Source organism: Streptomyces sp. NPDC001980, assembly GCF_040296885.1.
GTDB lineage: Bacteria > Actinomycetota > Actinomycetes > Streptomycetales > Streptomycetaceae > Streptomyces.
Genome location: NZ_JBEOYD010000002.1, coordinates 35,434 through 61,622 on the forward strand (window position 1 = coordinate 35,434; position 26,189 = coordinate 61,622).

The 26,189-nt window shown below is 71.5% G+C and carries 27 protein-coding genes; 15 read left to right on the plus strand and 12 right to left on the minus strand.

Annotated elements, in window-relative coordinates; genetic code table 11:
- Positions 1–97 precede the first annotated feature (97 nt).
- The 5 genes from hypB to hypE all read left to right on the plus strand — a co-directional run bounded on the left by hypB (position 98) and on the right by hypE (position 5,667).
- Positions 98–820 (plus strand): hydrogenase nickel incorporation protein HypB, encoded by a 723-nt coding sequence (hypB, locus tag ABT137_RS02540; protein ID WP_351701233.1) that lies wholly within the window; start codon positions 98–100, stop codon positions 818–820.
- The gene (gene hypF / locus ABT137_RS02545; protein ID WP_351701236.1) at positions 817–3,180 is read left to right on the plus strand and encodes a carbamoyltransferase HypF; all 2,364 of its coding nucleotides are present in this window, start codon (positions 817–819) and stop codon (positions 3,178–3,180) included. The genes hypB and hypF overlap by 4 nt, the downstream gene beginning before the upstream one ends.
- 3 nt (positions 3,181–3,183) lie before the next feature.
- Positions 3,184–3,486 (plus strand): HypC/HybG/HupF family hydrogenase formation chaperone, encoded by a 303-nt coding sequence (locus ABT137_RS02550; protein WP_351701239.1) that lies wholly within the window; start codon positions 3,184–3,186, stop codon positions 3,484–3,486.
- Positions 3,483–4,610, plus strand: coding sequence for a hydrogenase formation protein HypD (gene hypD / locus ABT137_RS02555; RefSeq protein ID WP_351701242.1), 1,128 nt, complete (start codon positions 3,483–3,485; stop codon positions 4,608–4,610). Before ABT137_RS02550 ends, hypD begins: the two co-directional genes overlap by 4 nt.
- Before the next feature lie 67 nt (positions 4,611–4,677).
- Positions 4,678–5,667 (plus strand): hydrogenase expression/formation protein HypE, encoded by a 990-nt coding sequence (gene hypE, locus ABT137_RS02560; protein ID WP_351702322.1) that lies wholly within the window; start codon positions 4,678–4,680, stop codon positions 5,665–5,667.
- Positions 5,668–5,780: 113 nt separating this feature from the next.
- On the opposite strand, the gene hypA is transcribed toward hypE, so the two are convergent.
- The 10 genes from hypA to ABT137_RS02610 all read right to left on the minus strand — a co-directional run bounded on the left by hypA (position 5,781) and on the right by ABT137_RS02610 (position 13,906).
- A complete protein-coding gene (gene hypA / locus ABT137_RS02565) occupies positions 5,781–6,119 on the minus strand; it encodes a hydrogenase maturation nickel metallochaperone HypA (protein ID WP_351702325.1) in 339 nt (112 codons plus the stop codon).
- A gap of 7 nt (positions 6,120–6,126) precedes the next feature.
- A complete protein-coding gene (locus tag ABT137_RS02570; RefSeq protein ID WP_351701244.1) occupies positions 6,127–6,297 on the minus strand; it encodes a hypothetical protein in 171 nt (56 codons plus the stop codon).
- A 41-nt stretch (positions 6,298–6,338) separates the two neighbouring features.
- Positions 6,339–6,545, minus strand: a complete 207-nt coding sequence (locus tag ABT137_RS02575) for a hypothetical protein (RefSeq protein WP_351701247.1) — start codon at positions 6,543–6,545, stop codon at positions 6,339–6,341.
- 28 nt (positions 6,546–6,573) lie between these two features.
- Positions 6,574–7,194 carry a DUF5947 family protein gene (locus tag ABT137_RS02580; protein WP_351701250.1) on the minus strand — a complete coding sequence of 207 codons (621 nt, stop codon included), beginning with the start codon at positions 7,192–7,194 and terminating at the stop codon, positions 6,574–6,576.
- Positions 7,191–7,736, minus strand: coding sequence for a NifU-related iron-sulfur-binding protein (locus ABT137_RS02585; protein ID WP_351701252.1), 546 nt, complete (start codon positions 7,734–7,736; stop codon positions 7,191–7,193). The genes ABT137_RS02580 and ABT137_RS02585 overlap by 4 nt, the downstream gene beginning before the upstream one ends.
- The gene (locus tag ABT137_RS02590; RefSeq protein ID WP_351701255.1) at positions 7,729–9,519 is read right to left on the minus strand and encodes a nickel-dependent hydrogenase large subunit; all 1,791 of its coding nucleotides are present in this window, start codon (positions 9,517–9,519) and stop codon (positions 7,729–7,731) included. The genes ABT137_RS02585 and ABT137_RS02590 overlap by 8 nt, the downstream gene beginning before the upstream one ends.
- A gap of 67 nt (positions 9,520–9,586) precedes the next feature.
- Complete coding sequence (locus tag ABT137_RS02595) at positions 9,587–10,681, minus strand: NADH-quinone oxidoreductase subunit B family protein (protein ID WP_502984460.1); 1,095 nt, start codon at positions 10,679–10,681, stop codon at positions 9,587–9,589.
- 3 nt (positions 10,682–10,684) lie between these two features.
- On the minus strand, positions 10,685–12,298 hold the full coding sequence (locus ABT137_RS02600; protein WP_502984461.1) for a hypothetical protein: 1,614 nt from the start codon (positions 12,296–12,298) through the stop codon (positions 10,685–10,687).
- Positions 12,299–12,523: 225 nt separating this feature from the next.
- On the minus strand, positions 12,524–13,348 hold the full coding sequence (locus ABT137_RS02605; RefSeq protein WP_351701258.1) for a maleylpyruvate isomerase family mycothiol-dependent enzyme: 825 nt from the start codon (positions 13,346–13,348) through the stop codon (positions 12,524–12,526).
- A gap of 69 nt (positions 13,349–13,417) precedes the next feature.
- Positions 13,418–13,906, minus strand: a complete 489-nt coding sequence (locus ABT137_RS02610; RefSeq protein ID WP_351702333.1) for a TetR/AcrR family transcriptional regulator — start codon at positions 13,904–13,906, stop codon at positions 13,418–13,420.
- Between the two features lie 187 nt (positions 13,907–14,093).
- On the opposite strand from ABT137_RS02610, the gene ABT137_RS02615 reads away from it, so the two are divergent.
- Positions 14,094–15,542, plus strand: coding sequence for an aldehyde dehydrogenase (locus ABT137_RS02615; RefSeq protein WP_351701261.1), 1,449 nt, complete (start codon positions 14,094–14,096; stop codon positions 15,540–15,542).
- A gap of 41 nt (positions 15,543–15,583) precedes the next feature.
- Here ABT137_RS02615 and ABT137_RS02620 read toward each other — a convergent pair whose 3' ends face one another.
- Positions 15,584–15,838, minus strand: coding sequence for a nitroreductase/quinone reductase family protein (locus ABT137_RS02620; protein ID WP_502984462.1), 255 nt, complete (start codon positions 15,836–15,838; stop codon positions 15,584–15,586).
- A 67-nt stretch (positions 15,839–15,905) separates the two neighbouring features.
- A complete protein-coding gene (locus tag ABT137_RS02625) occupies positions 15,906–17,117 on the minus strand; it encodes a Gfo/Idh/MocA family oxidoreductase (RefSeq protein WP_351701264.1) in 1,212 nt (403 codons plus the stop codon).
- A 188-nt stretch (positions 17,118–17,305) separates the two neighbouring features.
- Here ABT137_RS02625 and ABT137_RS02630 point away from each other — a divergent pair, with 188 nt between their 5' ends.
- The 9 genes from ABT137_RS02630 (at position 17,306) to ABT137_RS02670 (ending at position 26,142) form a co-directional block, all read left to right on the plus strand.
- The gene (locus ABT137_RS02630; protein WP_502984463.1) at positions 17,306–17,473 is read left to right on the plus strand and encodes a hypothetical protein; all 168 of its coding nucleotides are present in this window, start codon (positions 17,306–17,308) and stop codon (positions 17,471–17,473) included.
- A gap of 239 nt (positions 17,474–17,712) precedes the next feature.
- A complete protein-coding gene (locus tag ABT137_RS02635; RefSeq protein ID WP_351701267.1) occupies positions 17,713–18,669 on the plus strand; it encodes an ABC transporter permease in 957 nt (318 codons plus the stop codon).
- Positions 18,666–19,571 (plus strand): ABC transporter permease, encoded by a 906-nt coding sequence (locus ABT137_RS02640; RefSeq protein WP_351701270.1) that lies wholly within the window; start codon positions 18,666–18,668, stop codon positions 19,569–19,571. The genes ABT137_RS02635 and ABT137_RS02640 overlap by 4 nt, the downstream gene beginning before the upstream one ends.
- A 68-nt stretch (positions 19,572–19,639) precedes the next feature.
- Positions 19,640–21,214 (plus strand): ABC transporter substrate-binding protein, encoded by a 1,575-nt coding sequence (locus ABT137_RS02645; protein ID WP_351701273.1) that lies wholly within the window; start codon positions 19,640–19,642, stop codon positions 21,212–21,214.
- On the plus strand, positions 21,199–22,248 hold the full coding sequence (locus tag ABT137_RS02650; RefSeq protein ID WP_351701275.1) for an ABC transporter ATP-binding protein: 1,050 nt from the start codon (positions 21,199–21,201) through the stop codon (positions 22,246–22,248). Before ABT137_RS02645 ends, ABT137_RS02650 begins: the two co-directional genes overlap by 16 nt.
- Positions 22,238–23,326: an ABC transporter ATP-binding protein gene (locus tag ABT137_RS02655; protein ID WP_351701278.1), complete on the plus strand. Its 1,089-nt coding sequence runs from the start codon at positions 22,238–22,240 to the stop codon at positions 23,324–23,326. Before ABT137_RS02650 ends, ABT137_RS02655 begins: the two co-directional genes overlap by 11 nt.
- Positions 23,319–24,155, plus strand: coding sequence for an SDR family oxidoreductase (locus ABT137_RS02660; RefSeq protein WP_351701281.1), 837 nt, complete (start codon positions 23,319–23,321; stop codon positions 24,153–24,155). Before ABT137_RS02655 ends, ABT137_RS02660 begins: the two co-directional genes overlap by 8 nt.
- Before the next feature lie 182 nt (positions 24,156–24,337).
- Positions 24,338–25,345 (plus strand): zinc-dependent alcohol dehydrogenase, encoded by a 1,008-nt coding sequence (locus ABT137_RS02665; RefSeq protein WP_351701284.1) that lies wholly within the window; start codon positions 24,338–24,340, stop codon positions 25,343–25,345.
- Positions 25,346–25,392: 47 nt separating this feature from the next.
- Complete coding sequence (locus ABT137_RS02670) at positions 25,393–26,142, plus strand: NADPH-dependent F420 reductase (protein ID WP_351701287.1); 750 nt, start codon at positions 25,393–25,395, stop codon at positions 26,140–26,142.
- The last annotated feature ends 47 nt before the right edge of the window (positions 26,143–26,189 follow it).

Consider the following 26,189-nt stretch of genomic DNA (forward strand, 5'->3'; position numbering starts at 1 on the left):
GAACGGCACAACCAGCGAAGCACTCAGTGGACCAGGACGCGGACCTACCCGCTCCGCAGGTCCTTCCCGAACCCAGCGACCCAGGAGCGGAGTTTTCATGTGTCAGTCGGAGGAGGTCACCCGGGCCGTCCTGGCCAGGAACGACGGCCTGGCCGCGAGCCTGCGCAGCGACCTGGCCGCGCGCGGGGTCGGCGTGGTGAACCTGCTCTCCAGCCCCGGCAGCGGCAAGACCGAGCTGCTCGGCCGGGTGCTGGCCCGGGCCGGGGAGCGGGGCGTGCCCGTCGCCGCCTTCACCGCCGACCTCGCCACCGAGAACGACGCGAAGCGCCTGGCCCGTTCGGGTGCACCGGTGAAGCAGTTGCTGACCGACGGGCTGTGCCACCTGGAGGCCCGGCAGGTCCGCGGCCATCTGGAGGGCTGGCTGCCGCCGGACACCGCGCTGCTCTTCGTGGAGAACGTCGGCAACCTGGTCTGCCCGGCCTCCTACGACCTCGGCGAACATCTGCGGATCGTGCTGATGGCGGTGACCGAGGGCGAGGACAAGCCCGCGAAGTACCCCACCGCCTTCGGCTCCGCGCACCTGGTCGTGCTCACCAAGACCGACCTCGCCGGCCCGGCCGGCTTCGACGAGACCGCCTTCGCCGAACACGTGCGGAGGGTCAACCCCGGGGTGGAGATCGTCCGCTCCTGCGCCCGCACCGGCGAGGGCGTCGACACGGTCCTCGACCGGGTGCTCGCCGTACGGGACGGCGACCCCGCGCACCAGCCCCCGCTCGCCCCGCACCCGCACGGTCACGTCCACGCCCCGACCGCCTCGTGACCGCGCCCACCACGACGGCGGCCGTCCGCCGCCGCGTCACGGTGCGCGGAACCGTGCAGGGCGTGGGCTTCCGCCCCTACGTCCACCGGCTGGCCGCCGACCTGGCGCTCACCGGGTTCGTCGGCAACACCGCGAGCGGCGTGCTCATCGAGGTCGAGGGACCGGCGGCCGGCGTCGAACGGTTCTGCGAGCGGCTCGCGGGTGAGCCGCCGCCGCTGGCCACCGTGACCGCCGTGGCCGTCGAGAAGGTACCGGCCACCGGGGCGGACCCCGGCTTCACCATCCGCGCCACCGAACAATCGGCACCGGGCCGCACCCTCCTGCCGCCGGACACCGCCACCTGCGCCGACTGCCTGCGCGAACTGGCCGATCCGGCCGACCGCCGGCACCGCCACCCCTTCATCACCTGCACCCACTGCGGGCCCCGCTTCACCATCGCCACCGGCATGCCGTACGACCGTGCGGTCACCACCATGTCCGGCTTCCCCATGTGCCCCGTCTGCACCCGGGAGTACGACGCCCCGGCCGACCGCCGCTTCCATGCCCAGCCGGTGGCCTGCCCGGGCTGCGGCCCACGGCTGCGGCTGGTGCCCGCCGCGGGCAGTGGGGTGAGAGCCGCTCGCGACGGTGATGCCCTCTCACGGGCGCGAGAACTGCTCGCCGCCGGGCGGATCGTCGCCGTGAAGGGCATCGGCGGCTACCACCTGGCCTGCGACGCCTCCCGTGCCCGGGCGGTCGACACGCTCCGCACCCGCAAGGCGCGCGGGGAGAAGCCGTTCGCGGTGATGTGCGCGGACCTCGCCGAGGCGGAGCGGATCGCCGAGGTCGGAACGGCCGAGCGGGCCGCGCTCACCAGCCCCCAGCGGCCCATCGTCCTCCTCCGCCCCCGCCCCGCCACCCGGCTCGCGCCCGGCGTCTGCCCCGGCAGCCCGCACCTCGGCGTCATGCTGCCCTACACGCCCGTCCACACCCTCCTGTTCGGCCTCCCCGGCGACCCGCCCGGCCCCCGCGTCCTGGTCATGACCAGCGGCAACCGCTCGGGCGAGCCCATCGTCACGGACGACGACGAGGCGCGGACCCGGCTGTTCGGACTCGCCGACGCCTGGCTCGCCCACGACCGGCCCATCTCCTCACCGTGCGACGACTCCCTGCTGCGGGTCCGCGCCGACGGCACCGAGCAGGTCCTGCGCCGCTCCCGCGGCTACGCGCCGCGCCCGCTGCGCCTGCCGGTCCCGGTGCGGCCCGCGCTCGCGGTGGGCGGCGACCTGAAGAACGCGCTGTGCGTCGGCGAGGGCGATCTGGCCTGGTTCGGCCCGCACATCGGCGACATGGGCGACCTGGCCACCCTGGAGGCGGCCGTCCAGGCGGAACGGCACCTGCGCCGGCTGACCGGGATCCACCCCGAGTGCGTCGCCGCCGACCGCCACCCGGGTTACCACTCGGCCGCCTGGGCCCGCCGCCGGGCCACCCGACTCGGTCTCGGCAAACCGGTGTTCGTCCAGCACCACCACGCCCACATCGCCTCCGCCATGGCCGAGGCCGGCCTCGACGGCAGCACACCCGTCATCGGCGTCGCCTTCGACGGCACCGGCTACGGCGACGACGGCTCCGTCTGGGGCGGTGAGGTGCTCCTCGCCGACTACACCCGCTACCGGCGCCTCGCCCACCTCGCCCCGGCCCCGCTGCCCGGCGGGGACGCGGGCGTCGCCAACCCGTGCCGGACGGCACTGGCCCGGCTGTGGGCGGCCGGCCTGCCCTGGGACGCCGACCTGCCCAGTGTCGCCGCCTGCTCCCGCGAGGAACTCCGGCTGCTGGAACGGCAGTTGCCGAGCCAGGTCGGCTGCGTGGCCACCTCCAGCATGGGGCGCCTCTTCGACGCCGTGTCGTCCCTCGCGGGTGTGTGCCACCGCGCCGGGTACGAGGCCCAGGCCGCCCTGGAGCTGGAGGCGCAGGCCTGCGCGGCCTGGGGCGCGGAGACGGCCGCGTACCCCTTCGGTGACCGCTTCGACCCGGCTCCCGCCCTGCGCGCGATCATCGGCGACCTGCGGCGCGGCGCCCCGGTGCCGGTGATCGCGGCCCGCTTCCACCGCGGGGTCGCCGAGGCCGTCCTGGACCTCTGCCGCGGCGCGCGCCGGGCCACCGGACTGACCACCGTCGCCCTCACCGGAGGCGTGTTCGCCAACGCGCTCCTCGAGGACGCGAGCGCGGACCTGCTGCACGGCGCCGGATTCAGGGTCCTGCGGCACGGCGAAGTCCCGCCGAACGACGGCGGACTGGCGCTCGGGCAACTGATGGTCGCGGCCCACGGGCCACGACCCGACGACGACCGACGCAAGGCAGTCAGCGACGAGACGGAGTGACCCATGTGTTTGGCAGTGCCCGGCAGAGTCGTGAGCATCGACGCCGCCGCCGATCCGCTCACCGGCCTGATCGACTTCGGCGGTGTGCAGAAGCAGGCGTGTCTCGAGTACGTGTCCGACGTGAAGGTGGGGGAGTACGTCATCGTCCACGTGGGCTTCGCCCTGCAGCGCCTTGACGAGGAGTCGGCCCTGGCCTCCCTCAGGCTCTTCGAGGAACTGGGCCTCCTGGAGGAGGAGTTCGGCGACGCCTGGCAGCAGGCGGCCCGGCAGGCGGCTCAGCCGACCGAGGGGAGCGAGGTCCGGTGAAGTACCTCGACGAGTTCAACGACCCCAAGCTGGCGCGCCGGCTGCTGGACGAGATCCGGGCCACCGTCACCCGGCCCTGGGCCCTGATGGAGGTGTGCGGCGGCCAGACCCACTCCATCATCCGGCACGGCATCGACCAACTCCTCCCGGACGAGGTCGAGTTGATTCACGGGCCGGGCTGCCCGGTCTGCGTCACCCCGCTGGAGTGCATCGACAAGGCACTGGAGATCGCCGCCCGCCCCGACGTGATCTTCTGCTCGTTCGGCGACATGCTCCGTGTCCCCGGCACCGACCGGGACCTGTTCCGGGTCAAGGGCGAGGGCGGTGACGTCCGCGTGGTCTACTCACCGCTCGACGCGCTCCGGCTCGCCCGCCGCCACCCCGACAAGCAGGTGGTGTTCTTCGCCATCGGCTTCGAGACCACCGCACCCGCCAACGCAATGGCCGTCCACCAGGCCAAGCGCCTCGGCCTGACCAACTTCACCCTGCTGGTCTCCCACGTCCGGGTCCCCCCGGCCATCGAGGCCATCATGACCGCCCCCGCCTGCCGGGTGCAGGGCTTCCTGGCCGCCGGGCACGTGTGCAGCGTGATGGGCATGGCCGAGTACCCCGAACTCGCCGAACGGCACCGGGTCCCCCTCGTCGTCACCGGCTTCGAACCGCTCGACATCCTGGAGGGCATCCGCCGCACGGTGGGCCAGCTGGAGCGCGGCGAGCACCGTGTGGAGAACGCCTACGCCCGTGCCGTACGCGCCGACGGCAACCCGGCCGCGATCCGCATGATCGAGGAGGTCTTCGAGGTCACGGACCGGAACTGGCGGGGCATCGGCCGCATCCCCGGCAGCGGCTGGCGGCTGAGCGAGGCCTACCGCGCCTTCGACGCCGAGCACCGCTTCGACGTCACCGGCATCCGCACCGAGGAACCCGCCGAGTGCCGCGCCGGCGAAGTCCTGCAGGGGCTCATCAAGCCCACCGACTGCGCGGCCTTCGGCACCACCTGCACCCCGCGCACCCCGCTCGGCGCCACCATGGTCTCCAGCGAGGGCGCCTGCGCCGCCTACTACCTCTACCGCCGGATGTCCGAACCGGCGCTCCCGCGCGAGGAGATGAACCCCGTTGGCTGAGCAGACCGTCGTCGACCCCGCGAACTGGAGCTGCCCGGCGCCGATCCGCGACCAGCCGGTCGTGGTCATGGGCCACGGCGGAGGCGGCGCCCTCTCCGCCGAACTGATCGAGCAGATCTTCGCCCCCGCCTACGGCAACGCCCTCCTCGCCGGGATGACCGACTCCGCCGTCCTCCACCTCGGCGGCGCCCGCCTGGCCTTCTCCACCGACTCCTACGTCGTACGCCCGCTGTTCTTCCCCGGCGGCTGCCTCGGCGACCTCGCCGTCAACGGCACCGTCAACGACCTGGCGATGAGCGGCGCCCGGCCCGCCTACCTCTCCGCCGCCTTCGTCCTGGAGGAGGGCGTCGCGCTGTCGGTCGTCGAACGCATCGCGCGGGCCATGGGCGCGGCGGCCGAGACGGCCGGTGTCACGATCGCCACCGGCGACACCAAGGTGGTCGAGAGCGGCCACGGGGACGGGGTGTACGTCACCACCGCCGGCGTCGGCCTGGTCCCCGAGCGCGTCGACATCCGGCCGCAGCGGGCCCGGCCCGGCGACGCCGTCATCGTCAGCGGGCCGATCGGCCTGCACGGTGTCGCCGTGCTCAGCGTGCGCGAGGGGCTGGAGTTCGGCGTCGAGATCGCCAGCGACACCGCGCCGCTGGCCGACCTGGTCGCGACCATGCTGGACGTCACCCCGGACGTCCACGTCCTGCGCGACCCGACCCGCGGCGGCCTGGCCGCCTCCCTGAACGAGATCGCCCGCGCCTCGGGTACGGGCGTACGGCTCGCCGAGCGCGCCCTGCCGGTACCGGACGCGGTCGCCAACGCCTGCGGTTTCCTCGGCCTGGACCCGCTCTACGTCGCCAACGAGGGCAGGCTCGTGGCCTTCGTCCCGCCGACGGACGCCGACGCGGTGCTGGAGGCGATGCGCGCCCATCCGCAGGGAGCCGGCGCGACCCTGATCGGGGAATGCGTGACCGAACACCCCGGCATGGTCGTGGTGGCGACCGGACTCGGCGGCACCCGGGTCGTCGATCTCCCGCTCGGGGAGCAACTGCCGCGCATCTGCTGACGACATCTCTGGAAGACAGGATCACTGGAAAGCAGGATCTCTGGAAGACAGGATCTCCCGAAGACAGGGCGACGACCCCGCCGGTGCCTGGACCGTCCCGGGCACCGGCGGGGTCATTCGACCGCGGTGATCTCCAGCTCCCGGCCGCTGCGCAGCTCGGTGGAGGGCCGGTCGCAGCGCGGGCACCAGAAGAACGGCGGCATACCCACCGCGAACTCCTCGGCGCACGGCCCGCACCAGGCCTGTGCGGTCACCTGCTCGACGACGAGCCGGGCGGCGGCGAGGGCGGTGCCCTCGCGCGCCACCTCGAAGGCGAAGTCCAGGGCGTCGGGGACGACCCCGGACAGTTCGCCGACCCGGACGGTCACCGCGCAGACGCGGTCCGCGCCGTCCGCCCGGGCCCACTCGTCGGCCTGCTCCACGATCGCGGTCGCGATCGACAGTTCGTGCACGGCCGGCTCACGGATACCGGTGACCGGCACGCAGTCCGCCGGCGATCCGCCAGATCCTCATCTCGCGCATCATGCTGGGGATCTCGGTGACGAACAGCGCCAGGAGCAGCGCGCCCACCACGGCGACCTCGGCGGCCAGCACGCGCTGGGCCGCCGTTCCGGTTCTCTTGCGTTGCATCTTCACAGCGGGCACTCCCTGTTCTGTGTCACGGTTCTGTGTCACGCGGGCGGGATGTTCGGCATGATGTCCAGCAGCACGTCGTGCCGCTTCCAGTGGATTCCGGTCGAGCGCCGCGCGTCGGCGGTGCCGTCCTGGTGGTGTCCCGTCTGGGCGGTGTTCGGCCCCCGGTTGCCCTGGTGCAGACCGGGCACGTGGGACGGTGTGTCGGGCCGGGCCTGGGCTCGGCCGACTCGGATGCTGCCCATGGGGTTCTCCTTCCTGTGTTGCCGTTCCTCAAGGCCGCTCGGTGAGCTCCTCGAAGAAACGCTCCACGGCCGGCCACATCCGGCCACCGCCGGACAGGCCGCGCCACTCCCGGCGGACGACGGCGAGCATGCGGAAGCAGTCGTCGACCGGGACGATCCAGTGGTGGTCCAGCCCGTGCACCGTGTTGACCAGCAGCGCCTCGACATCGGGGGTCATGCCGGCCAGCGGCGGGCAGCCGGCGACCGCCCGCTGCCAGGCCGACGCCTCCACCTCCCAGCGCATGGCCCCGGCCGGGCTCGGCCCCTCGGCGGTGACCGTGCCGTCGGCGCGCGGCACGAAGAAGACCAGGCCGACCGGGACCCCGAGCGCCGCGGTGTCGACCTCCGGAAGGCGGACCCGGCGGGTGGGGATCAGCCGGAACTGTCCGTCGCCCGCGCCGGTGCCCTGCCGGGTGTCGGCGAACAGCACCGAGCAGGCCCGGCAGGCACAGCGGACCTCGGCCCGCCCGGTGTCGTACAGATGCGGATGGTTCTCGGACAGCGGCTCGGCGCACAGGTCGCACACCTCCGCCCCGGCCGCCGGCTGCCGGTCGGCCGAGGAACGGATGAGGCGGGCCAGGGCTCCGCCGGCGGGTGTCCGGGTGGTCACCGGGTCTCCTGCGGCCGGCGCAGGGAGTCCAGGGGGACGAAGGCGGGCGCCGGGGCCTCGGGCACCGGCTGCACGTCGGCCAGCTCGGGGGCCGCGGCGAGCACCGCCTCCCGGACGGCGTCGGTCACCTCCGTGGTACCTCCGCCGCACCCCGAGCCGCAACCGCCGCCGGTGGCCAGCCGCACCCGGCCGACCTCGCCCTCCACACCGGCCCACTCGACGTCACCGCCGCGTTCCCGCACGGCGGGGCGCAGCCGCTCGACCGCACGGGCGGCCCGGCGCTCGGGCGGGTCGGGGTGGATGTCGTGCAGGACCATGAGGTGGTCGAGCAGCTCGTCGTCGGCGAGCCGCTCGGCCAGCGGCGGGTCCGCGTGGTCGAGGACGCGGGCGAGTGCCTCGCCGTAGACCTCGGTCAGCAGTCGTACCGCCTCGACGGCCGAGCCGCCGGTCGGCCCCGGAGCGGACTCCAGGCTCTCCAGCAACCCGTCGAGCCGGGCCAGCCGGGACTCGACCGCCGCGCCGTCGAGCCGTCCGTCAGCCATGGTTCGCCCCGTACACCGGCGAGTGTGTGACGGTCAGCGTCTTGCCCTTGCCCGTGTACATGTGGACACCGCACGGCAGACAGGGGTCGAAGCTGCGGACCGTGCGCATGATGTCGACGCCCTTGAAGTCGTCAGGACCGTTCTCCTCGAAGATCGGCTGGCCCATCACGGCGTCCTCGTACGGGCCGGGGGTGCCGAACTTGTCGCGGGGGCTGGCGTTCCACGGGGTCGGTGGGTACGGGTGGTAGTTGGCGATCTTCTTGTCCTTGATCACCAGGTGGTGCGAGAGGACCCCGCGCACGGCCTCGTGGAAGCCGCAGCCGATCGCCTCGTCCGGCACCTCGAAGTCCTCGAACACCTTGGTGTCGCCGGACCGCACCAGACCCATCGCCTCGTCCAGGAACTGCAACGCCATGGCGGCCGCGTAGGCGACGAAGTACGGCCGGGCACGGTCGCGCTCAAGGGTGTTCGACCACTTCGGGATCTTCCACTCCAGCGTGGTCTCCGGCAGGCTCGCGCCCTTGGGCAGCGAGATGCGCACGCTGGTGCCGGTGGCCTTGATGTACGGCGTGTCGACGATGCCGTTGAGCGCGGTCGACCAGAGCCGGGCCAGCGGGCCGCCGCCGGTGTCCAGGGCGAGATGGTCGCCGGTGCGCTGGTCGTACCAGCGGGGGCTCATCACCCAGCTGTAGTTGCCCTCGAAGTCCCGCTTCTGCGGCACCGGGAGGGTGGTCTGGTTCCACGGGTGGCGCATGTCGACGGGGTTGCCGAGCGGGTCGTGGGTGACGAACGGGTCCTCGTTGACCCAGTCCTCGTAGAACGAGCTGCCCAGCATGATCCTGAGGCCCAGGTTGATGTCGACCAGGTTGTTGGTGACCAGCTCGCCGTCGACCACGATGCCCGGGGTGACGTACATCGCCTTGCCCCAGCGGTCCATGTTCTCGTACTTGTAGTCGACGACCTTCGGGTCCTGCCAGGCGCCCCAGCAGCCCAGGAGGATACGGCGCTTGCCGACCTCCTCGTAGCCGGGCAGCGCCTCGTAGAAGAAGTCGAAGACGTCGTCGTTCATGGCGACGGCCTTCTTCACGAAGTCGATGACGTGCATCAGCCGGCTGAGGTAGTCGGTGAACGCGGTCGGCGACGGCATGGTGCCGACACCGCCCGGATAGAGAGTCGAGGGGTGGACGTGCCGGCCTTCCATCAGGCAGAACATCTCCCGGGTCGTCCGGGAGACCTTCAGGGCCTCCTTGTAGACCTCGCCCTCGAAGGGGTTGAAGGCCTTCATGATGTCGGCGATGGTCCGGTAGCCGTGGATGTCACCGCGCGGCGCGTTGGTCTTCTGCGCGCGGGCCAGGACGCTCGGGTTGGTGGCCTTGACCATCTGCTCGCAGAAGTCCACGAAGACCAGGTTGTCCTGGAAGATCGTGTGGTCGAACATGTACTCGGCCGCTTCGCCGAGGTTGACGATGTGCTCGGCGAGCGGCGGCGGCTTCACGCCGTAGGCCATCTGCTGGGCGTAGTCGGAGCACGTCGTGTGGTTGTCGCCGCAGATGCCGCAGATGCGGGAGGTGATGAACCCGGCGTCGCGCGGGTCCTTCCCCTTCATGAAGACGGAGTAGCCGCGGAAGAGGGAGGAGGTGCTGTGACACTCCACCACCTCCCGGTTGGCGAAGTCGATCTTCGTGTAGATGCCCAGGTTTCCGATGATCCGGGTGATCGGATCCCAGGACATGTCCACGATCTGCGCGGGCTTGCGCCCTTTCTGCCGGGCCTCGGTTGTCATCGGCGTCGCTGACCTTTGCTGTGGGGGGATGTGGGGGGATGTGGGGGGTCGGGAGGGTGCCGGTGTGTCAGGGGCGCCAGCGCGGGGCGTAGCCGCTGGTGAGCTTGCGCTTGTTGTGGCGCCACTTCGGCTCGTGGTTGACCAGCTCGTTGGTGAAGCCGCGCAGCCTGCGGATGACCGCCCCGTACGGCTTGATCGCGAGCGAGGAGAGGGTGCCGCCGGGCGGCTCGTCCATGAACGGCATGAACGCGTCCGGGAAGCCCGGCATGGTGCAGCCGATGCAGATGCCGCCGACGTTCGGACAGCCGCCGATGCCGGCCATCCAGCCCCGCTTGGGCACGTTGCAGTTCACGACCGGACCCCAGCAGCCCGTCTTGACCAGGCACTTGGGCGAGTTGTAGTCCGTCGCGAAGGACGCCTGCTCGTAGTACGAGCCCCGGTCGCAGCCCTCGTGGACGGTGCGCCCGAACAGCCACTGCGGTCGCAGCATGTGGTCCAGCGGCGGCGGGGGAGCGGTGCCGGCGGCGTGGTAGAGCACCCAGACCAGGGTCTCCATGAAGTTCTCCGGCTGGACCGGGCAGCCCGGGATGTTCACCACCGGCAGCCCGCCCTGGGACGTGAAGTCCCAGCCGAGGTAGTCCGCGAGGCCCATGGCGCCGGTCGGGTTGCCGGCCATCGCGTGGATGCCGCCGAAGGTGGCGCAGGTGCCGACGGCCACCACCGCCCAGGCCCGGGGCGCCAGTTCGTCGATCCAGTCGTTGAGGGTCTGCGGCTGACCGGTCTCCGGGTCGTTGCCGAAGGACGTCCAGTAGCCGTCGCCCTCGATGATGTTCTGGTTCGGGATGGAGCCCTCGATGACGAGGATGAACGGCTCCAGTTCGCCCCGCGCGGCCGCCCGGTACGGCGCGAGGAAGTCCTCGCCGCCCAGGCTCGGGGAGAGCACCTTGTTGACCAGGTTGACCTTCGGCATCCCCGGGATCAGGCCCAGGACCAGGTCCTCGATGGAGGGCTGGTCGGCGGCCGTCACCGAGACGGTGTCGCCGTCGCAGCTCATGCCCTCGGAGATCCAGAGGATGGTGATCTCGTCGAACCCCTGGTGCTCGCCGTCGGCTCGGCCGGCTTCGCCGACGACGGCCGTGGTGCCGTTCTTGCTGGTGCTCATGCGCTAGGCCTCCGATGGAGTGGGTCCCGGGGACGGCTCGGCAGCCGCCGCTGGATCCGGGACGTCGGTGCCCCCGAGCGGCTCGACTTCGTCGGGCCGGAAGTAGTGGAAACGGCCGTACCAGCCGTGCAGTTCGGCCGCCGGGTCGTCGTCCACGGTGACGGCGAGATGGGTGCTGCCGTCCACGTCGTGGAAGACGGCGGCCACGGTCGCGGTCCGGCCGGCGAGGAACATGTCCTGGGCGTCGGCGCCTCTGCCGCGCGGGCGCAGCCGCACCGGGCTGCCGCCGCCGACGCGCACGCCGTCGACGAGGACCGTGTCGGTGGCCGGGGACAGCCCGTCGTCGCCGCCCTCCTGCCACCAGGCGGGACGCTCGGCGAGGAAGTCCTCGCCGACGGAGTCTGGGCCGACGGGGGGTGCGCCGAGGGAGCGTTGGCCGACGGGGGCTTCGCCCTGGGAGCCTCTGCTGCCGATGGCTTCGCCCCGGGAGCCTTCGCTGCCGATGGCTTCGCCGGCCGGGCTGAGTGAGCGGATGGCGCCGTGCAGGCGCTCGAAGACCTCTGGCGGCATGGTGTCGACCCGGTCGAGGATCTCGGCGGCCCGCGGGTCGGTGGCCCGGGCCTCCCGCTTCTCCTCGTCCGTCAGCAGCATGGTGCGCAGGGTGAGGATCTCATCGATCTCACCGGCGTCGTGCAGGTCACCGGGGCTCTCCGGCGCAACCTGCGGATGGTCGGGGAGGATGATCGGCGAGGAGAGCAGCAGGGCGGAGACCGAGCCGTCCTCGGGGGCGACGGCGGGGGGCGCGCCGCCGAGCACCGGGAAGGTGAAGTCGTTGCGGCAGCTCCGGGCGGCCTCCTGGAGGGCGTGGCCCGGGTCGATCAGGGAGACGAACTCCGCGCCCTCGACGCCGAGGAGGGTGTGGGTGGCGATGAGCGCGTGCCGCAGGGCCCGGTCGCGCGGGGCGTGCGGATCCCCCAGGTGCCCTTCGTTCGTGGTGCGCACCCGGAGCCGGAAGAGGTCTCCCCCGAGCGGCTCGGCCACGAGGACGGTACGCGCCCGCACCTCCGCCCGGCGACGTACGATCCGCCCGGCGCCGGAGGGCAGCTCCTCGGTGTCGGTACCGGCCGGCGAGCCCACCGGAAACCCGTGCTCGGCCCCGTCCAGCGTGGCCGAGAACTCGGCCTCGCGGGCCACCGCCTCCTCGAAGGTCAGCTGCACGGTCCCGTCGTCGCAGCTCAGCGACTCGACCGGCCGTCCGTCGGCGTCCTCGACCTGCTTGTGCTGGAGCTGGAGATACCGCACCCGCAGCCGCACGACCGCATCCGGCCGGTGCACCCGCAGCAGGCACTCCGTCTGCTGGTACCAGGAGTCCGCCGAACCCGACACACCCGGTCTGACCGGACCGTCGGCCTCCGCCCGGTCACGGGGGAAGAGGACCCCGAACTGCCAGCGGGCACGATTCTTCGGCGAGGACCGCCGATAGGGGTAGAGGAGGTAGCCCTCGTAGAGCACGGCGTCGGCGACTGCACTCATCGCTTCGAAGGTCGGCGCGGGGCGGCCGAAGCCGTCCACCAGGGCAGTGCGGGGCGCTCTGCCGTCGACCAGTCCCTCGGCCATGCAGCCTCCTCGGATCCGTGCGCGCGCCCATACCTTCCACCACGGTCACACCGGTCACGCCCGCTCGCCTCTTCTGGCCGAGCGGGGGTGGGCCGGACGGGTGGTGCCTGGGAGTGCGCCGGATCAGCGGCGGAGACGGCCCGGGCCACGATCGCGTCCCGCACGAGCGTCAGGCTGGGCGGACTGACGCGAGGTCAGGGCGGTGGATGGCGGCCGGGGGCGGTCTCAGGGGGCGACGAAAAGGGCGGGGAAGCGCGGCCCGAGCCAGGGCTTGCGTCCGTAGGCGAACACCTGGCCCCCGGCCATGGCGAGCCACGGGTTGCGGCGGCCGAGGGCGATGAGCAGGAAGGCGACCGGATCGATGAGGATCGTGCAGTCCGGGTGGTCCCGTGGTTCCGGATCCACCTGTACGGCACCGTCGGCCAGCGTGACGCCGAAGGCACCGCCGCCACCGCGCAGCCGGATCGTGTAGCGGGCGGTCAGACCGGCGGTGGCCGTGCCGTCCGCCACGGTCGGCATCACCGAGAGCAGGAACGGCAGGCACCACGCGACCCGTCCGGCGTCGATCATGTGCGGGCGGCGCAGTGCACGGGCGAGATCGTAGCCGTGGCCCAGCATGTGGGTGAGGAGATAGGAGGCGAGCACGGACCGGTCCATAGGGCCGAGCGGAGTCACCGGCGCCGGACCGTCGGCCGTCGCGGCCAGCGCGTCGGCGCACCGCTCCGCCTGCTTGGTGATCATCGCCGCGAGCGGCGCCGCCCCGCGCTCCGCGAACACGGCCAGCGACTCGGCGTTGGCCGCCTCCAGGCTCTGCGGCGTACCGTCCCCGTACGGCCGTTCCCGCCCCAGAGCCAGGTCGGCCATCAGCTCGTTGGCCAGCGCCAGATGAGCCGCCGCCTCGCCGACCGTCCACTGCGATCCCGGTACGGGTCCACTCGTGTCGGCGACGCCGTCGAGTACGGCCGTGATGTCGGCGGCGGTCCGCCGTATCGCCTGCCCGAGCCCTGCGGGCAGCGCCCCGCGAACGTCCTGCCCTGCCGCCTGATCCACGCCGGTCACCCCTGTTCTGTCGCGCGGTACCCAATCAGACGCACGGGCCGGCCACAACCCCCGCGGCGATCACCGCGCCCCGAGCCCCCGCAGGAAGGTGTCGACGACCGTGTCGGCGGCCTGGGCCGCGTTGAGCTCGGGCAACTGGTGCGACGCCAGATGCATGAGCTGCGGCAGCAGTGAACTCGCCCAGGCGGGCGGCAGGTCGTCGCGGAGCAGCCCCTCGTCGGTGGCCCGCCGCAGGAAGTCGTCCACCTCACGGACCAGGGCGTCGCGCCGCTCCCGGATCGCGTCGTCGGCCCGCAGCCGGGTGAGCTCCACGGGCCATGTGCGATTGACGCCGATGATCTCCTCGACGTACCGGTGCAGCGCCACGGCGACCGGGGCCTCCCGCAGCCTGGCGTGCTCGACGGCCCGCTCGACCGCGTCGTACCGCGCCTCGTAGATCGCCGCCAGCAGTTCCTCGCGGGACGCGAACCGCCGGTAGACGGTGCGCCGGTCGACACCGGCCTCGGCGGCGATCGCGGCGATGGTCGCGCCCGGATCGACGGCGAGCATGCGGGCTCCGGTGGTCAGAACGGCTTCCAGATTGCGTGCTGCGTCGGCTCTCACCCGCCAGAGCATATCCGGAGGTGTGGAACCTGTCTCACCTTCTGGCACGTGCATGAGGCCACCATTCACAGAAGTGCTACATTGCAGTGACAGATAGCAGAACCGGTTCGTCACAATCCCCCGGAGAGGGCACATGATCACTTACGACCGTCTCTACATCGCGGGCTCGTGGACGGCGCCCAGCGACCCGGAACTCCTCGACATCCGTTCGCCGCACGACCAGGCGGTCATCGGCCGTGCCGCCCAGGCCCGGCCCGCCGACGTCGACCGCGCCGTGGCAGCCGCCCGGGCCGCCTTCGACGAGGGCCCCTGGCCGCGGACGGCACCGGCGGAGCGGATCGCCGCCATACGGCGGCTGAACGCCCTGCGGGAGGCCGACGCGGAGCGGATCGCCGACCTCGTCTCGGCCGAGAACGGCTCGGCCCGCTGGTTCACCAGGGCCGGCCAGCCGGGGCTCACCCGGCAGGCCGAGGCCTACCTCAGGGCCGCGGAGGCGTTCGGCTGGGAGGAGGTGCTGGAATCCGGCTCGGCGGTCCGGACGGTGGTGCGCCGCGAGCCCGTCGGTGTCGTGGCCGCGGTCATCCCCTGGAACTCCCCGTTCTCGGCCGCCATGGCGAAGATCATCCCCGCGCTGCTGGCCGGCAACACCGTCGTCCTGAAGGTGTCCCCGGAGAACTCGCTGAGCATGGGGCTGCTCGCCGAGCTGCTGGACCGGGCCGGGCTGCCGGAAGGCGTGATCAGCGTCCTCGCCGCCGACCGGGAGACCAGCGAGTACCTCGTCTCGCACCGCGACATCGACAAGATCGCGTTCACCGGCTCGACCCGGGCCGGCCGCAGGATCGCCGCCATCGCGGGCGAGCAGCTGAAGCGGGTCAGCCTGGAGCTGGGCGGCAAGTCGGCCGCGCTCATCCTGCCGGACGCGGAACTCGACCGGGCGGTGCCGGGACTGAAGTTCGCCTCGCTCCTCAACAACGGCGAGTCCTGCATCGCGCAGACCCGCGTCCTCGCGCCGCGCAGCCGGTACGAAGAGGTCGTCACCGCGCTCAAGGACCTCGTGGAGTCACTCAAGGTCGGCGACCCGGCCGACCCCGACACCTTCATCGGCCCGATGGTCCGCCGGGACCAGCAGCAGCGCGTGCGCGACTACATCGAACTCGGCATCAGGGAGGGCGCCCGGCTCGTCACCGGCGGCCCACAGGTCCCGCCAGGGCTGGAGAACGGCAACTACGTCACCCCGACCGTGTTCGCCGACGTCGACAACTCCCTGCGGATCGCCCAGGAGGAGATCTTCGGCCCCGTCCTCGTGGTCATCCCCTACGACGACGAGGACCACGCGGTGCGGATCGCCAACGACTCCGAGTACGGCCTCTCGGGCGGCGTGTGGTCCGCCGACGAGACCCACGCCCTCGCAGTCGCCCGCCGCCTGCGCACCGGCACGGTCACCGTCAACGGCGCACCCATCTCCTTCGACGGCCCCTTCGGCGGCCACAAGGCCAGCGGCATCGGCCGCGAGTACGGAGCGGTGGGGCTCGCCCAGTACGTCGAGTACAAGTCCGTCACGTTGGCGGCAGCCGGGGCCTGAGCCGGGAGGCTGCTGATCTGCACCAGTCTTCTGACTTCCCGTCAGCAGGTCTCGCGAGTTCGCCGGATTTCGCGGGACTTCCCGCCCGAGTGCGCAGGCCAAGGGCGTTGGCCGCGCCGGTGCGCGGCGGCCCTCTCCTCGTCGGTGGCCTCATGGGCCGTCATGTCCTGCTTCCTGGGGCCGTCCTGGAGTTCGACGTGCGGATCGGCCTCGATGTTGAAGTACCACAGCGGATGTTTGGGGGATCCGCCCAACCAGCCGACCACCGCACAGCGCCCGTCGTGCTCGACGCGCATCACCGGCGCTTTGCGGATCTTGGGGCCGTGCGGTCGGGGCCGACTTCTCACCGGAGGCCGTCGGGGCTTACGCGCCGTGCTCTGCGAGTGCGACCTTCCGGCCCGTGCGCGCCGCCTCTCGGACCCGTTCCAGCATGGCGTGCCGCCGGGCGGCGTGCCGGAAGTCGGGGACGCCGTCCTCGTCCGGTGCGAGGCTCCCGGTGATCTGGTCGCGCAGAAGCGCGTACTCGTGGGCGACGTTATAGGCGGGCTCGGCGGATCGCTCGGTCCAGTGTGTCAGCGACCGCTGGTAGCGGGCGTGGACCGGAAGTTCGGCCAGGCCGCCGTCGTCGCCCCGGGCGCCGTACAGCCGCAGCCGCCCCATCCACCACAGGTCGTGGTCTGCCTTCACGACGAGGTCGCCCTGGGTGCCGTTGATCTCCCAGTGGAACCCGGTGGCCCGGGATGTGCCGCCGCGGAACTGCATCGCGGCCACGGCCCCCGATTCGAGCAGACCGGTCACGGCGATCTGGTCCTCGGTGCTCTTGACCGCGACCGCCCCGCTCGTCACGTGGGTGACCTCGGGACGCAGGTTCTCGATGTGAGCCGATACCTCGCGGAATTCGCCGAGCACCATGGTCAGCGCGTCGACCGAGTGCCCGAAGGGGATCGTCAGCAGTGTGGCGCCGCTCGTGACGTCCAGCAGGTACGCATGGTCGTCGTCGTACATGGCGCCCCAGGGCCCGCCCCAGCCGAGCATGCTGGTCGACAGCACCCGCCCCACGTAGCCGTCGGCGACCAGGTCCCGCAGATACCGAAGAGGCGGCGCCGACCGTGCCTGCAGGCCGACAGCCGTGAGCACACCCATGCGCTGCGCGAGGTCGGCCAGCTCTTCGGCCTGCGCGAGGTCGGCACCGAGCGGCCACTCGCTGAACACCATCTTCCCCGCTTCCAGCGCGGGCCGGATGAGCTCCAGGTGATGCGGAACCTTCACCGTCACCACCACGAGATCGACTTCGTCACTGCGGGCCAGCTCCTCCGCGCTGCCGAAGGCCAGCGGCACCGCATACTTCTCACCGGCCGCACGCGCCGACTCGCCGCTGCTGGCACTCACGGCCCGCAACTCGTATCCGTCGAGCTCGGCCAGCGCCGGCACATGGGCGGTGGCCGCCCACCCGCCGCTCGCGCTCAGCCCCACGACACCGACACGAATCAGCTCCCGACGAGGGAAAGTGGACGTCATGTGCACCCCAGCGCTCGCGACCGCCTGCTCTCCCACCACAGAACGTCCCATCGCCATGGAGGTCACGGTCTGAGCATCACGTTCAGCTACATGCCGGTGGTTTCCAGGCAGCGGAAGGATGGGTGCGAATCGAGTCGGGGATGCGCCTACCACACCAACGAATCCGAGGGAGGTAAGCAACACCCGCGCTGATCTGAAAGGAGATCGCGAGCTTTCGTGAACTCATCTCCGGACCCCTTGCAGTCGTGGTCATCGGCGGCCTGATCAGCTCCACGCTCCTCACTCTGGTGCTGATCCCCACCCTGTACACCATGGCGGAGACGCGCCGCGAGCGCCGTCACGACAAGCGGAGGAAGGGGCAGGTGGCTGCGGCGGAGCAACCCCGTACGCAGCCAGTGGTCCCGGCGCACTGACCCGTCCGGCCCGCCGCATCCGCCCGCGCCGACAATCTGTTCCGTTGAGCGGACATGCTCCACCAACCGGTTCAGGCCAGTCCCCATGCTGGGCTCCCATCGCGCCAACCCCGGTGCGGCGGTAGGCGAATGAGCCGGTTCCAGGCCTCCGCCCGCACGGATCTCACCCACCGCGGCGGCGGTCGCACACCTCACCGGACGACCACACGTCACCTACGCCTCCCAAGGAAGCGAGTCGCATGGTGCTCACCACCGCGAAACGGGTCCTGCGCAGCCTGGTCGTGATCATCCTGGTCACGATGGGCTCCGTGGCACTGCTGAGTCTGGCGCCGGGATCGGCCGCCTCCGTCATCCTGGGGGAGAACGCGACACCGGCGGCGGTCGCGAAACTGAACGCCAGACTCGGCATGGACCAACCCCTCTGGCATCAGTACACCGACTGGCTCGGGCACGCCGTCACGGGCGATCTCGGCACCTCGCCGGTCACCAACGAATCGGTCACGCACGCGGTCCTGTCCCGACTGCCCGTGACACTGGAACTCGCCGCCATCGCACTGACGTTGTCCTTGGTCGTCGCCCTGCTCCTGGCCATCGTCTCCGCGGCCTGGGAAGGGTCTGCGGTGGACCGTGGGGCCACGGCCCTCTCGTCGGTGCTCCTGTCGGTGCCGGCCTTCATCGCGGGGCCCGTGCTCATCTACTTCTTCTCGCTGAAGCTGGGCTGGCTCCCCGTCAGCGGATGGGCCCGGGTCAGTACCGACGGCCTCGGAGCGAACCTGCGCGGCGCCCTGCTCCCGGCCGTGTCGATCGCCCTGACCGAGATCGCGGCCTTCCACCGGGCGCTGCGGGCGGATCTCATCTCCACCCTGCGCGAGGACTACATCGCCGCCGCCCGGGCCAAGGGGATGAGCCCCGCCTACGTCATGGTCCGCCACGCGCTGCGGCCGTCGTCGTTCTCCCTGATCACACTCGCCGGCATCAACCTCGGCCGGCTGATCGGCGGGACCGTCGTCGTCGAGATCCTGTTCTCGCTGCCCGGCCTCGGCCAGCTGGTCGTCTCCTCGATCGTCTCCCGGGACCTCGTCTCGGTGCAGGGAATCGTGGTCTTCGTCGTCGTGGTCTACGTCCTCGTCAACACGCTCGTCGACCTCAGCTACCACTGGCTCGATCCGCGGGTCAGAAAGGCGGCCGCAGCATGACGAGCGTCCAGCGCACCGTCACGAAGGGACCGGACACCGGGACCGGTGACGGCGCCGGGACGGAGCCCTCCGTCCCGGCCGTGCGCCGCAGACGGTCGATCCTCGTCGGGATCGCCTACACCTGGCTCGCCGTGATCGTCCTCGCGGCGGTGTGCGCCGACGTCCTCCCGCTGGCGCCCTACGACCGCCCTGTCGGCCTGCCCCGGCAGACACCGAGCCTCCACTCGCTCGACCTGCTGCTCGGCACCGACCAGCTCGGCCGCTCGCTGCTGTCCCGGTGCGTCTACGGAGCACGGGTCTCGCTGCTGGTCGGAGCCGGTGCGGGCCTGATCGGCTCGGCCGTGGGGACCGTACTCGGCATGGTCGGCGGATATCTCCGCGGCCGTACCGACTCGGTGATCAGGCTGATCGCGGACGCGATGCTCGCGTTCCCGCCGCTGATCCTCCTGCTCGCGCTGGCCGCCGTCCTCACCCCCAGCGTGCCGACCATCCTCATCGGGCTGACCCTGCTGGTCGTCCCGGCCTTCGTCCGGCTGGCCCGAGCCAACACGCTGTCCTGGGCCTCCCGCGAGTTCATCACCGCCGCCCGCACCATGGGCGCGAGCAGGCGGCGCATCCTGGCCCGGGAGATCCTGCCCAACCTGCTGCCCTCACTGGGCGCCTACCTGCCCGTCGTGATGGCCGCGCTGATCGTGGCGGAGGGCTCACTGAGCTTCCTCGGCATGGGCATCCCACCCCCCTCACCGAGCTGGGGCGGAATGATCTCCGACGGCAAGGACTCCGTCGGTGACTACCCGCACCTCGTCTTCGTGCCCACCGCGTTCATCTTCCTGACCGTGTTCGCCCTCAACCAGGCCGGTGACCACCTGCGCCACCGGTTCGACCGCGGTCTGCACGACTGACGCGGTCCGGCCCCTGCCCGCTCCGGGGCGGCCGGCTTTCCCGAACGGTCCACGACAAGGGGTCAACGATGATCCGTAGAAGGTACTTCACCACGATTGCCGCAGCAGCCACCGCGGCACTCCTGCTCGGTGCCTGCGGGGGCGGCGGCGGTGGGAAGAGCGCCGGGGGATCGACCGGGGCGACGGGCAAGCCGGTCGCCGGCGGGTCCGCCCGCGTCCTCACCCTCAGCGAACTCCGCACCCTCGATCCCGCGCAGATGGGCAACAACTTCGTCAGCGGCGCCATCGTCGGCAACGCGCTCTACGGCACCCTGCTGACGGACGATCCCCAGTCCGGGAAGATCCGCGGCTCCCTGGCCAAGTCCTTCAGCTCCTCGGACGGCGGGAAGACCTTCGAGCTGAAACTGCGTGACGGGCTGACGTTCTCCGACGGCACCGCGCTCAACGCCGCCGCCGTCAAGTACAACTGGGACCGCATGCGCGACCCGGCCACCGCGTCCCCGTACCAGGCCGATGCCTCGCTGGTGACGTCGACGAAGACCGTCGACGCGACGACGCTGAAGGTCACTCTGGCAGAGCCCATGGCCCAGTTCGCCCAGTCCGTCGTCACCACGTCCATGAACTGGATCGCCTCACCGGCCGCGCTCGGCAAGGGGGCGAAGGCCTACGACGCACACCCCGTCGGCGCCGGCCCGTACACGCTGAAGGAGTGGCGCCGGCAGGACGCCATGGTGCTGGTGAAGAACCCCAAGTACTGGGACGCACCCAAGCCCTACCTGGACCAGCTCACCCTGACGGTCGCCCTCGACGCCACCCAGCGCGTCAACACCGTGATCAGCGGCGGCGCCGACCTCGCCATCGAACAGAACTGGGAGAACCTGAAGAAGGCGTCCGACGCGGGGCTGCCGACCACGACGTCCCCGCTCAGCGGTGGCACCTACCTCGCCCTCAACACCCGGCGCGCGCCGTTCAACGACATCCGGGCCCGCGAAGGGCTGTCCGACGCCATCGACTTCAACGCCCTGAACGCGTCGGTGTACAACGGGACGGGCGAGACCGTCGACACGGTGTTCCGCAAGTCCTCGCCTCTCTACAGCGACATCCCGGTGGGCAAGCCCGACGCGGCCGCCGCGCAGAAGTTGTTCGACGAGATCGCGGCCGACGGCAAGCCCGTCTCGTTCACCTTCACCACCACCGCGTCGACGGAGAACAAGGCCCAGGCGGAGTCGATCCAGTCCCAGCTCAGCAAGTTCAAGAACGTCACCATGAAGATCAAGGTGGTCGACTACGCGGAGTTCATTCCCCTCCAGACCTCGCACGACTTCGACGCCGTGGTGTCGTCCGCCGCCTTCAACGACCCGGAGCCCAGGCTCTGGACCGCGTTCCAGGGCGACTCGCCGACCAACATGACGGGCATCAACGACGCCCAGCTCAACCAGGCCCTGCTGAAGGGCCGCACGGCGACCACCGTCGCGGACCGCAAGGCCGCCTACGAGACCGTGCAGCGGCGGCTCGTGGCACTGCGCCCCATGCTCTGGATCCTGCGCAGCGCCGGTAGCGCGATCTCCGGCAAGAACGTCGGCGGCCTCACCCAGTACGGGTTCGGCTCGCTGCTTCCGGAGGACCTGTGGATCAAGCACTAGGCGCCCCGGCCGGCTCGACCGACTTGATCGACCCCATCCTCGAAGTCCGCGATCTCCGGGTCCACATCGGGACGCCGCGCGGTGTCGTACGGGCCGTCGACGACGTCTCCCTCACGATCGGGCACGGACAGGCGCTGGGCGTCGTGGGGGAGTCGGGTTCCGGCAAGTCGGTGACAGCGAAGGCGGTCATGGGCATGCTGCCGAGGGGTGCGGGGTGCAGCGGTCACATCCTCTTCCGGGGACGGGACTTGCTCACCCTGTCCCGGAGCGAGCTCAGGAAGATCTGGGGCACGCAGGTCGCCATGGTGCTCCAGGACCCGGGGAGGTCGCTCAACCCGGTCGTACGGGTGGAGCGGCAGCTCACCGAGGGCATGCGCCGGCACCTCGGCGTCGGGCGCGCGGAGGCGCGGGGGCGGGCCGTCGATCTCCTCGTCGAGGTGGGCGTGCCCGACCCGGAGCGTCGGCTGCGCAACTATCCGCACGAACTGTCCGGGGGCTTGCGCCAGCGCGTGATGATCGCCATCGCGCTGGCGTGTGAACCCGACCTGGTCATCGCGGACGAGCCGACGACGGCACTTGACGTGACCGTCCAGCGCCAGGTCCTCGACCTGTTGCGCCGCATCCAGCGGGACCGGGGCACGGCCCTCATGCTGATCAGCCACGATCTCGCCGTGGTCGCCGGACGCACCGACCGTACGGCCGTGATGTACGCGGGCCGCCTCGCCGAAGTCGGGGCGACGCGGACCGTGTTCACGGCACCGCGCCACCGGTACACCCACGCCCTGCTGGAGGCGGTTCCCACGATCGACCACGAACGGCACACCCCCTTGCGCCTGATCCCCGGCACACTGCCGGATCCCGTCGCACCGCCGCCGGGCTGCCGGTTCGGACCCCGCTGCACCGCGGTACGGACCGAGTGCGGTGTGCCGGGGCCCGTCATGACCTCCGTGGGACCCGACCACCGGGTCGCGTGCTGCGTTCCGGTCGGCGCGCCCGGCACACCGCCGGTGACGGGGGGCCACGATGGCCGGTAGCGGGAACGCCCATCTCCGGGGTGACGGCGCCCTGTTGACCGTACGGGACCTGGTCGTCGAGTACGCCACCGATGCCGGGGTCGTGCAGGCGGTGTCCGGGGTCAGCTTCGACGTCCTGCCCGGCGAGACCCTCGGCATCGTCGGCGAGTCGGGTTGCGGCAAGTCCACCACGGGCCGGGCCGTGCTGCGCCTGGACCACGCGACCGGCGGCACGATCGAGTTCGACGGCGAGCGCATCGACCGGGCCCGCCCACAGCGGATGCGCACCCTCCGACGTGACATGCAGATGGTCTTCCAGGACCCGGTGGCCTCGCTGAACCCACGCCGCAGGGTCCGGGACGTGGTCGAGGAGGGCCTGGTGATCGGAGGCATGCCGGTCGCCGAGCGCACCGAGCGGGCTGCCACGGTCCTGGCCCAAGTGGGGCTCGCCGAGCCGCGGTTCGCCGAAATGATGCCTCGTCAGCTGTCCGGCGGCCAGGCGCAGCGGGTCGCCATAGCCAGGGCCCTGGCGCTGAATCCGAAGCTGTTGATCTGCGACGAGCCGGTGTCGGCCCTCGATGTCTCCGTGCAGGCCCAGACGCTCAACCTGATCGAGGACATCAAGGCCGCCTACGCGCTGACCGTCGTGTTCATCGCTCATGACCTCAGCGTCGTCCGCGCGGTCAGCGACGACGTCATGGTGATGTATCTGGGCAAGGTGTGCGAGTTCGGTGATGCCGACCTGGTGTACGAGCGGCCCGCCCACCCCTACACCAGGGCCCTGCTCGATTCGGTGCCGCTGATCGACTCCGACCGGGGGTTCGCCGGACCCGCTCTCGAAGGGGACATCCCCTCACCCCTGGCGCCCCCCTCGGGCTGCCGGTTCCGTACCCGGTGCCCGAGGGCGGAGGACCGGTGCGCCGTCAGCGAGCCGCAGGTGCGGGAGGTGCGCGCGGACCAGTATGTCGCCTGCCACTTCCCGCTTCAGGACACGCCCACGGGCGACGATCCGTCGGTGACCACACTGGCCGTCGATCCCCTGACCCAGCGGGGATGCCGGACGCCGGACCTTGGAAAGGCGGAGCGTGGTCATGCATGAACTCGGCACGAGCAAGCGGCCGGACTGGAGTCTGGCGGTGGTGGTCGGGGCCGGCGGCCTCGGCACGGCGGTGGCGCGACGGCTCGGCCAGCACCACCGGCTGCTCATCGCGGACATCGACAAGGACAAGGCGGACGAGGTCGCGCAGAGAATGCGCGACGAGGGCGGCGACGCCGAGCCGGTGCACTGTGACATCACGCGGCCTGAGTCGGTCCTGGAACTCGCCGAAGAGGTGAAGCGGCGAGGAGGGTTCGCCGCGCTCGCGCACGTCGCCGGGCTCTCCCCGTCGGCCGCGGACTTCGAGAGCGTCGTGCGGGTCAACCTCACCGGAGCCGCACTCGTCACGCGCGCGCTGCTGCCCTGCGCGGAGCCCGGCGCGGCGGCGATCCTCATCGCGTCCCTCGCCGCGCACACCGTGACACCGAGCGCCGCCGCCGAGGCCGTACTGCGCGACCCGCACGACGCCCGGACGCCGACCCGTCTCAAGGAGGCGCTCGGCGAAGAGGAGCGCACCTCCGCGATGGCGTACCAGCTCTCCAAATACGGTCTGCTGTCCCTGTGCCGACGTGAGGCATGGACGTGGGGACAGCGGGGGGCGCGGATCGTCAGTCTCTCTCCGGGGCTCATCGCCACCCCCATGGGGGCGTTCGAGTTCGCGCGCAGTCCGGTCAAACACGATCTCTATGTCAGGACCCCGCTCGCCCGTGAGTGCACGATGATCGAGATCGCCGGCGTGGTCGCCTTCCTCGCCTCCGACCAGGCGTCGTTCATCTCCGGCACCGACATCCTGGTCGACGGGGGCCTGGCCGGGACACTGCGCGGCGACTGAGCGCGCCGGTGCCGGCCCGGAGCCCGCGGAGAAAGTAGTCCGCCCAGCGGGACACCGGCCTCGGCGCGAGCCCCCACCGCCCTAGCTTTTCGCGAGCCGTGACTCCCCGGCGCGGTCAACACGCTCGCGGTGATCACCACGGGGAGACCTGGTGCCCCCTCTCGGACCGGAAGGACCCCACGATGAAATCCGCCATCTACAACGGGCCGTTCGACATCACCGTCACCGAGCTGGTGACACCCACCTGCGGTCCGCGGGACGTGCTGCTGCGCAACCTGTACGCCGGCATCTGCGGTTCGGACGTGTCGGTCTACCGGCACGGTCCCGGGGCGCACCAGATCCTGAAGGGCGAGCAGTTCGGCCACGAGGTCGTGTCCGAGATCGCCGAGGTGGGCAGCGAGGTGACCGGCCTGTCCGTCGGCGACCGCGTCTACCCCTACCCCCTGACGGCCAAGGGCGACCCGAGTCGCGCCGGATGCCTGGGCGGGTTCTCCGAGTACATCCTCGTCCCGAACTGCCGTGTGGGTGAGCAGGTGTTCAAGGTCGACGACCGGATCCCGACACCTGTGGCCGGACTCATCGAGCCTTTCACGGTGGCCCACCGCGCTGTGCGTCGCTGCCGTCCGCGGCAGGGGGAGAAGGCCGTCGTCGTCGGTGCCGGCACGATCGGGATCGCCGCGGCGGTGGCGCTGAAGAGCTTCGGTGCCGCGGAGGTCATGGTGGTGGACCTGTCCGACTTCCGGCTGGCGAAGGCCGCCGGACTCGGATTCGTGACCTGCAACTCCGCGCGGGAGGACCTGCGCAGGCGAGCCGATGAGGTGTTCGGCGAGGTGAAGACCCTGATGGGGACCTTCCCCGACGTCGACATCTACGTCGAGGCGGCGGGGCCCGACGAACTGTTCGCCACCATCCAGTCCATGGCGAAGCCCGGCGCGCGCATCGGCGCGGTCGCCGTCCACCCCAAGCCGGTCGCCGTCGACCTGGTCCGGCTGGCCTACGGCGAGCAGGAGATCATCGGACCGGGCGGCTACCGGCCCGAGGACGTCGTGGACGTCATGAAGATCATGGAGAGCGGACGGTTCGAACTCGCCTCCATCATCACCCACACCTTCGAGCTCGACCGGATCATCGAGGCGATCGAGACGGCGGGCGACCGCGAGTCGGCCCTCCACGTCGCCATCGCCTACTGAGGCACCGCTCGGCCCTCGCCGAACGGCGGCAAGGAAGGACCAGGGAAGTGACGAAGACCCTCGGGCTCATCGGAGCCGGACGGATCGGCGGGGCGCTGGCCCGGCTGGCGCTCACCGCCGGACTGGACGTGGTCGTCAGCAACTCGCGCGGCCCGCAGACGCTCATCGACACGGTGGGGCAGTGGGGAGAGGGCGCCAGGGCCGCCACGGTGGCGGACGCGGCGCGCCTGGGCGACATCGTGGTGGCCACCGTCCCCCTCGGCGCGCTCCGGCAGTTGCCCGTCGACGCCCTCGCGGGGAAGACCGTGGTGGACACCATGAACTACTACCCCGGGCGCGACGGCTCCCTCGCCGAACTGGACTCCCGCGAGCTGACCTCCAGCGAGCTGGTGCAGCGTCACCTTCCCGGGGCGCGGGTGGTCAAGGTGTTCAACAACATCGACTTCCGGCGGCTGGAGATCCTGGCCCGGCCCATCGGCGCCGTGGACCGCAGCGCGCTGCCTTTGGCCGGTGACAGCGCCGCCGCCAAGGAGGAGACGATCCGGCTGCTCGATGTCCTGGGGTACGACGCCGTCGACCTGGGTCCCCTGTCGGAGAGCTGGCGCAGCGAGCCCAACACGGCGGTCTACGTCCAGCCGTACCTGCCCGAACGCCCGGCGGGGCCGACCGGGGACGCGGACGTCATGAGGTGGTTCCTGGACTGCCCCGGTGCCCCGCTCCCCGCCGACCGGCTCGCCGGCCTGCTGCGCGATGCCGTGCGGCAGTCTCCCGCCGACGCACGGGAGCGCCTCGGCTGACGGCCGACCGCACGCCACCGCGAGACGTACTCACCGAAGGCATGACG

Bases quoted from the DNA above. Each gene is read 5' to 3' on its own strand.
- ABT137_RS02620 (WP_502984462.1), bottom strand. From the start codon at position 15,838: ATGCGCGTCGAGCACGACGGGCGCTGTGCGGTGGTCGGCTGGTTGGGC.
- ABT137_RS02595 (WP_502984460.1), bottom strand. From the start codon at position 10,681: ATGAGCACCAGCAAGAACGGCACCACGGCCGTCGTCGGCGAAGCCGGC.
- ABT137_RS02660 (WP_351701281.1), top strand. From the start codon at position 23,319: ATGCATGAACTCGGCACGAGCAAGCGGCCGGACTGGAGTCTGGCGGTG.
- ABT137_RS02575 (WP_351701247.1), bottom strand. From the start codon at position 6,545: ATGGGCAGCATCCGAGTCGGCCGAGCCCAGGCCCGGCCCGACACACCG.
- ABT137_RS02665 (WP_351701284.1), top strand. From the start codon at position 24,338: ATGAAATCCGCCATCTACAACGGGCCGTTCGACATCACCGTCACCGAG.
- hypE (WP_351702322.1), top strand. From the start codon at position 4,678: ATGGGCCACGGCGGAGGCGGCGCCCTCTCCGCCGAACTGATCGAGCAG.
- ABT137_RS02645 (WP_351701273.1), top strand. From the start codon at position 19,640: ATGATCCGTAGAAGGTACTTCACCACGATTGCCGCAGCAGCCACCGCG.
- ABT137_RS02655 (WP_351701278.1), top strand. From the start codon at position 22,238: ATGGCCGGTAGCGGGAACGCCCATCTCCGGGGTGACGGCGCCCTGTTG.
- ABT137_RS02640 (WP_351701270.1), top strand. From the start codon at position 18,666: ATGACGAGCGTCCAGCGCACCGTCACGAAGGGACCGGACACCGGGACC.
- hypB (WP_351701233.1), top strand. From the start codon at position 98: ATGTGTCAGTCGGAGGAGGTCACCCGGGCCGTCCTGGCCAGGAACGAC.
- ABT137_RS02590 (WP_351701255.1), bottom strand. From the start codon at position 9,519: ATGACAACCGAGGCCCGGCAGAAAGGGCGCAAGCCCGCGCAGATCGTG.
- ABT137_RS02570 (WP_351701244.1), bottom strand. From the start codon at position 6,297: ATGCAACGCAAGAGAACCGGAACGGCGGCCCAGCGCGTGCTGGCCGCC.
- ABT137_RS02615 (WP_351701261.1), top strand. From the start codon at position 14,094: ATGATCACTTACGACCGTCTCTACATCGCGGGCTCGTGGACGGCGCCC.
- ABT137_RS02625 (WP_351701264.1), bottom strand. From the start codon at position 17,117: ATGGCGATGGGACGTTCTGTGGTGGGAGAGCAGGCGGTCGCGAGCGCT.
- ABT137_RS02585 (WP_351701252.1), bottom strand. From the start codon at position 7,736: ATGGCTGACGGACGGCTCGACGGCGCGGCGGTCGAGTCCCGGCTGGCC.
- ABT137_RS02610 (WP_351702333.1), bottom strand. From the start codon at position 13,906: ATGCTCGCCGTCGATCCGGGCGCGACCATCGCCGCGATCGCCGCCGAG.
- ABT137_RS02550 (WP_351701239.1), top strand. From the start codon at position 3,184: ATGTGTTTGGCAGTGCCCGGCAGAGTCGTGAGCATCGACGCCGCCGCC.
- ABT137_RS02635 (WP_351701267.1), top strand. From the start codon at position 17,713: ATGGTGCTCACCACCGCGAAACGGGTCCTGCGCAGCCTGGTCGTGATC.
- ABT137_RS02600 (WP_502984461.1), bottom strand. From the start codon at position 12,298: ATGGCCGAGGGACTGGTCGACGGCAGAGCGCCCCGCACTGCCCTGGTG.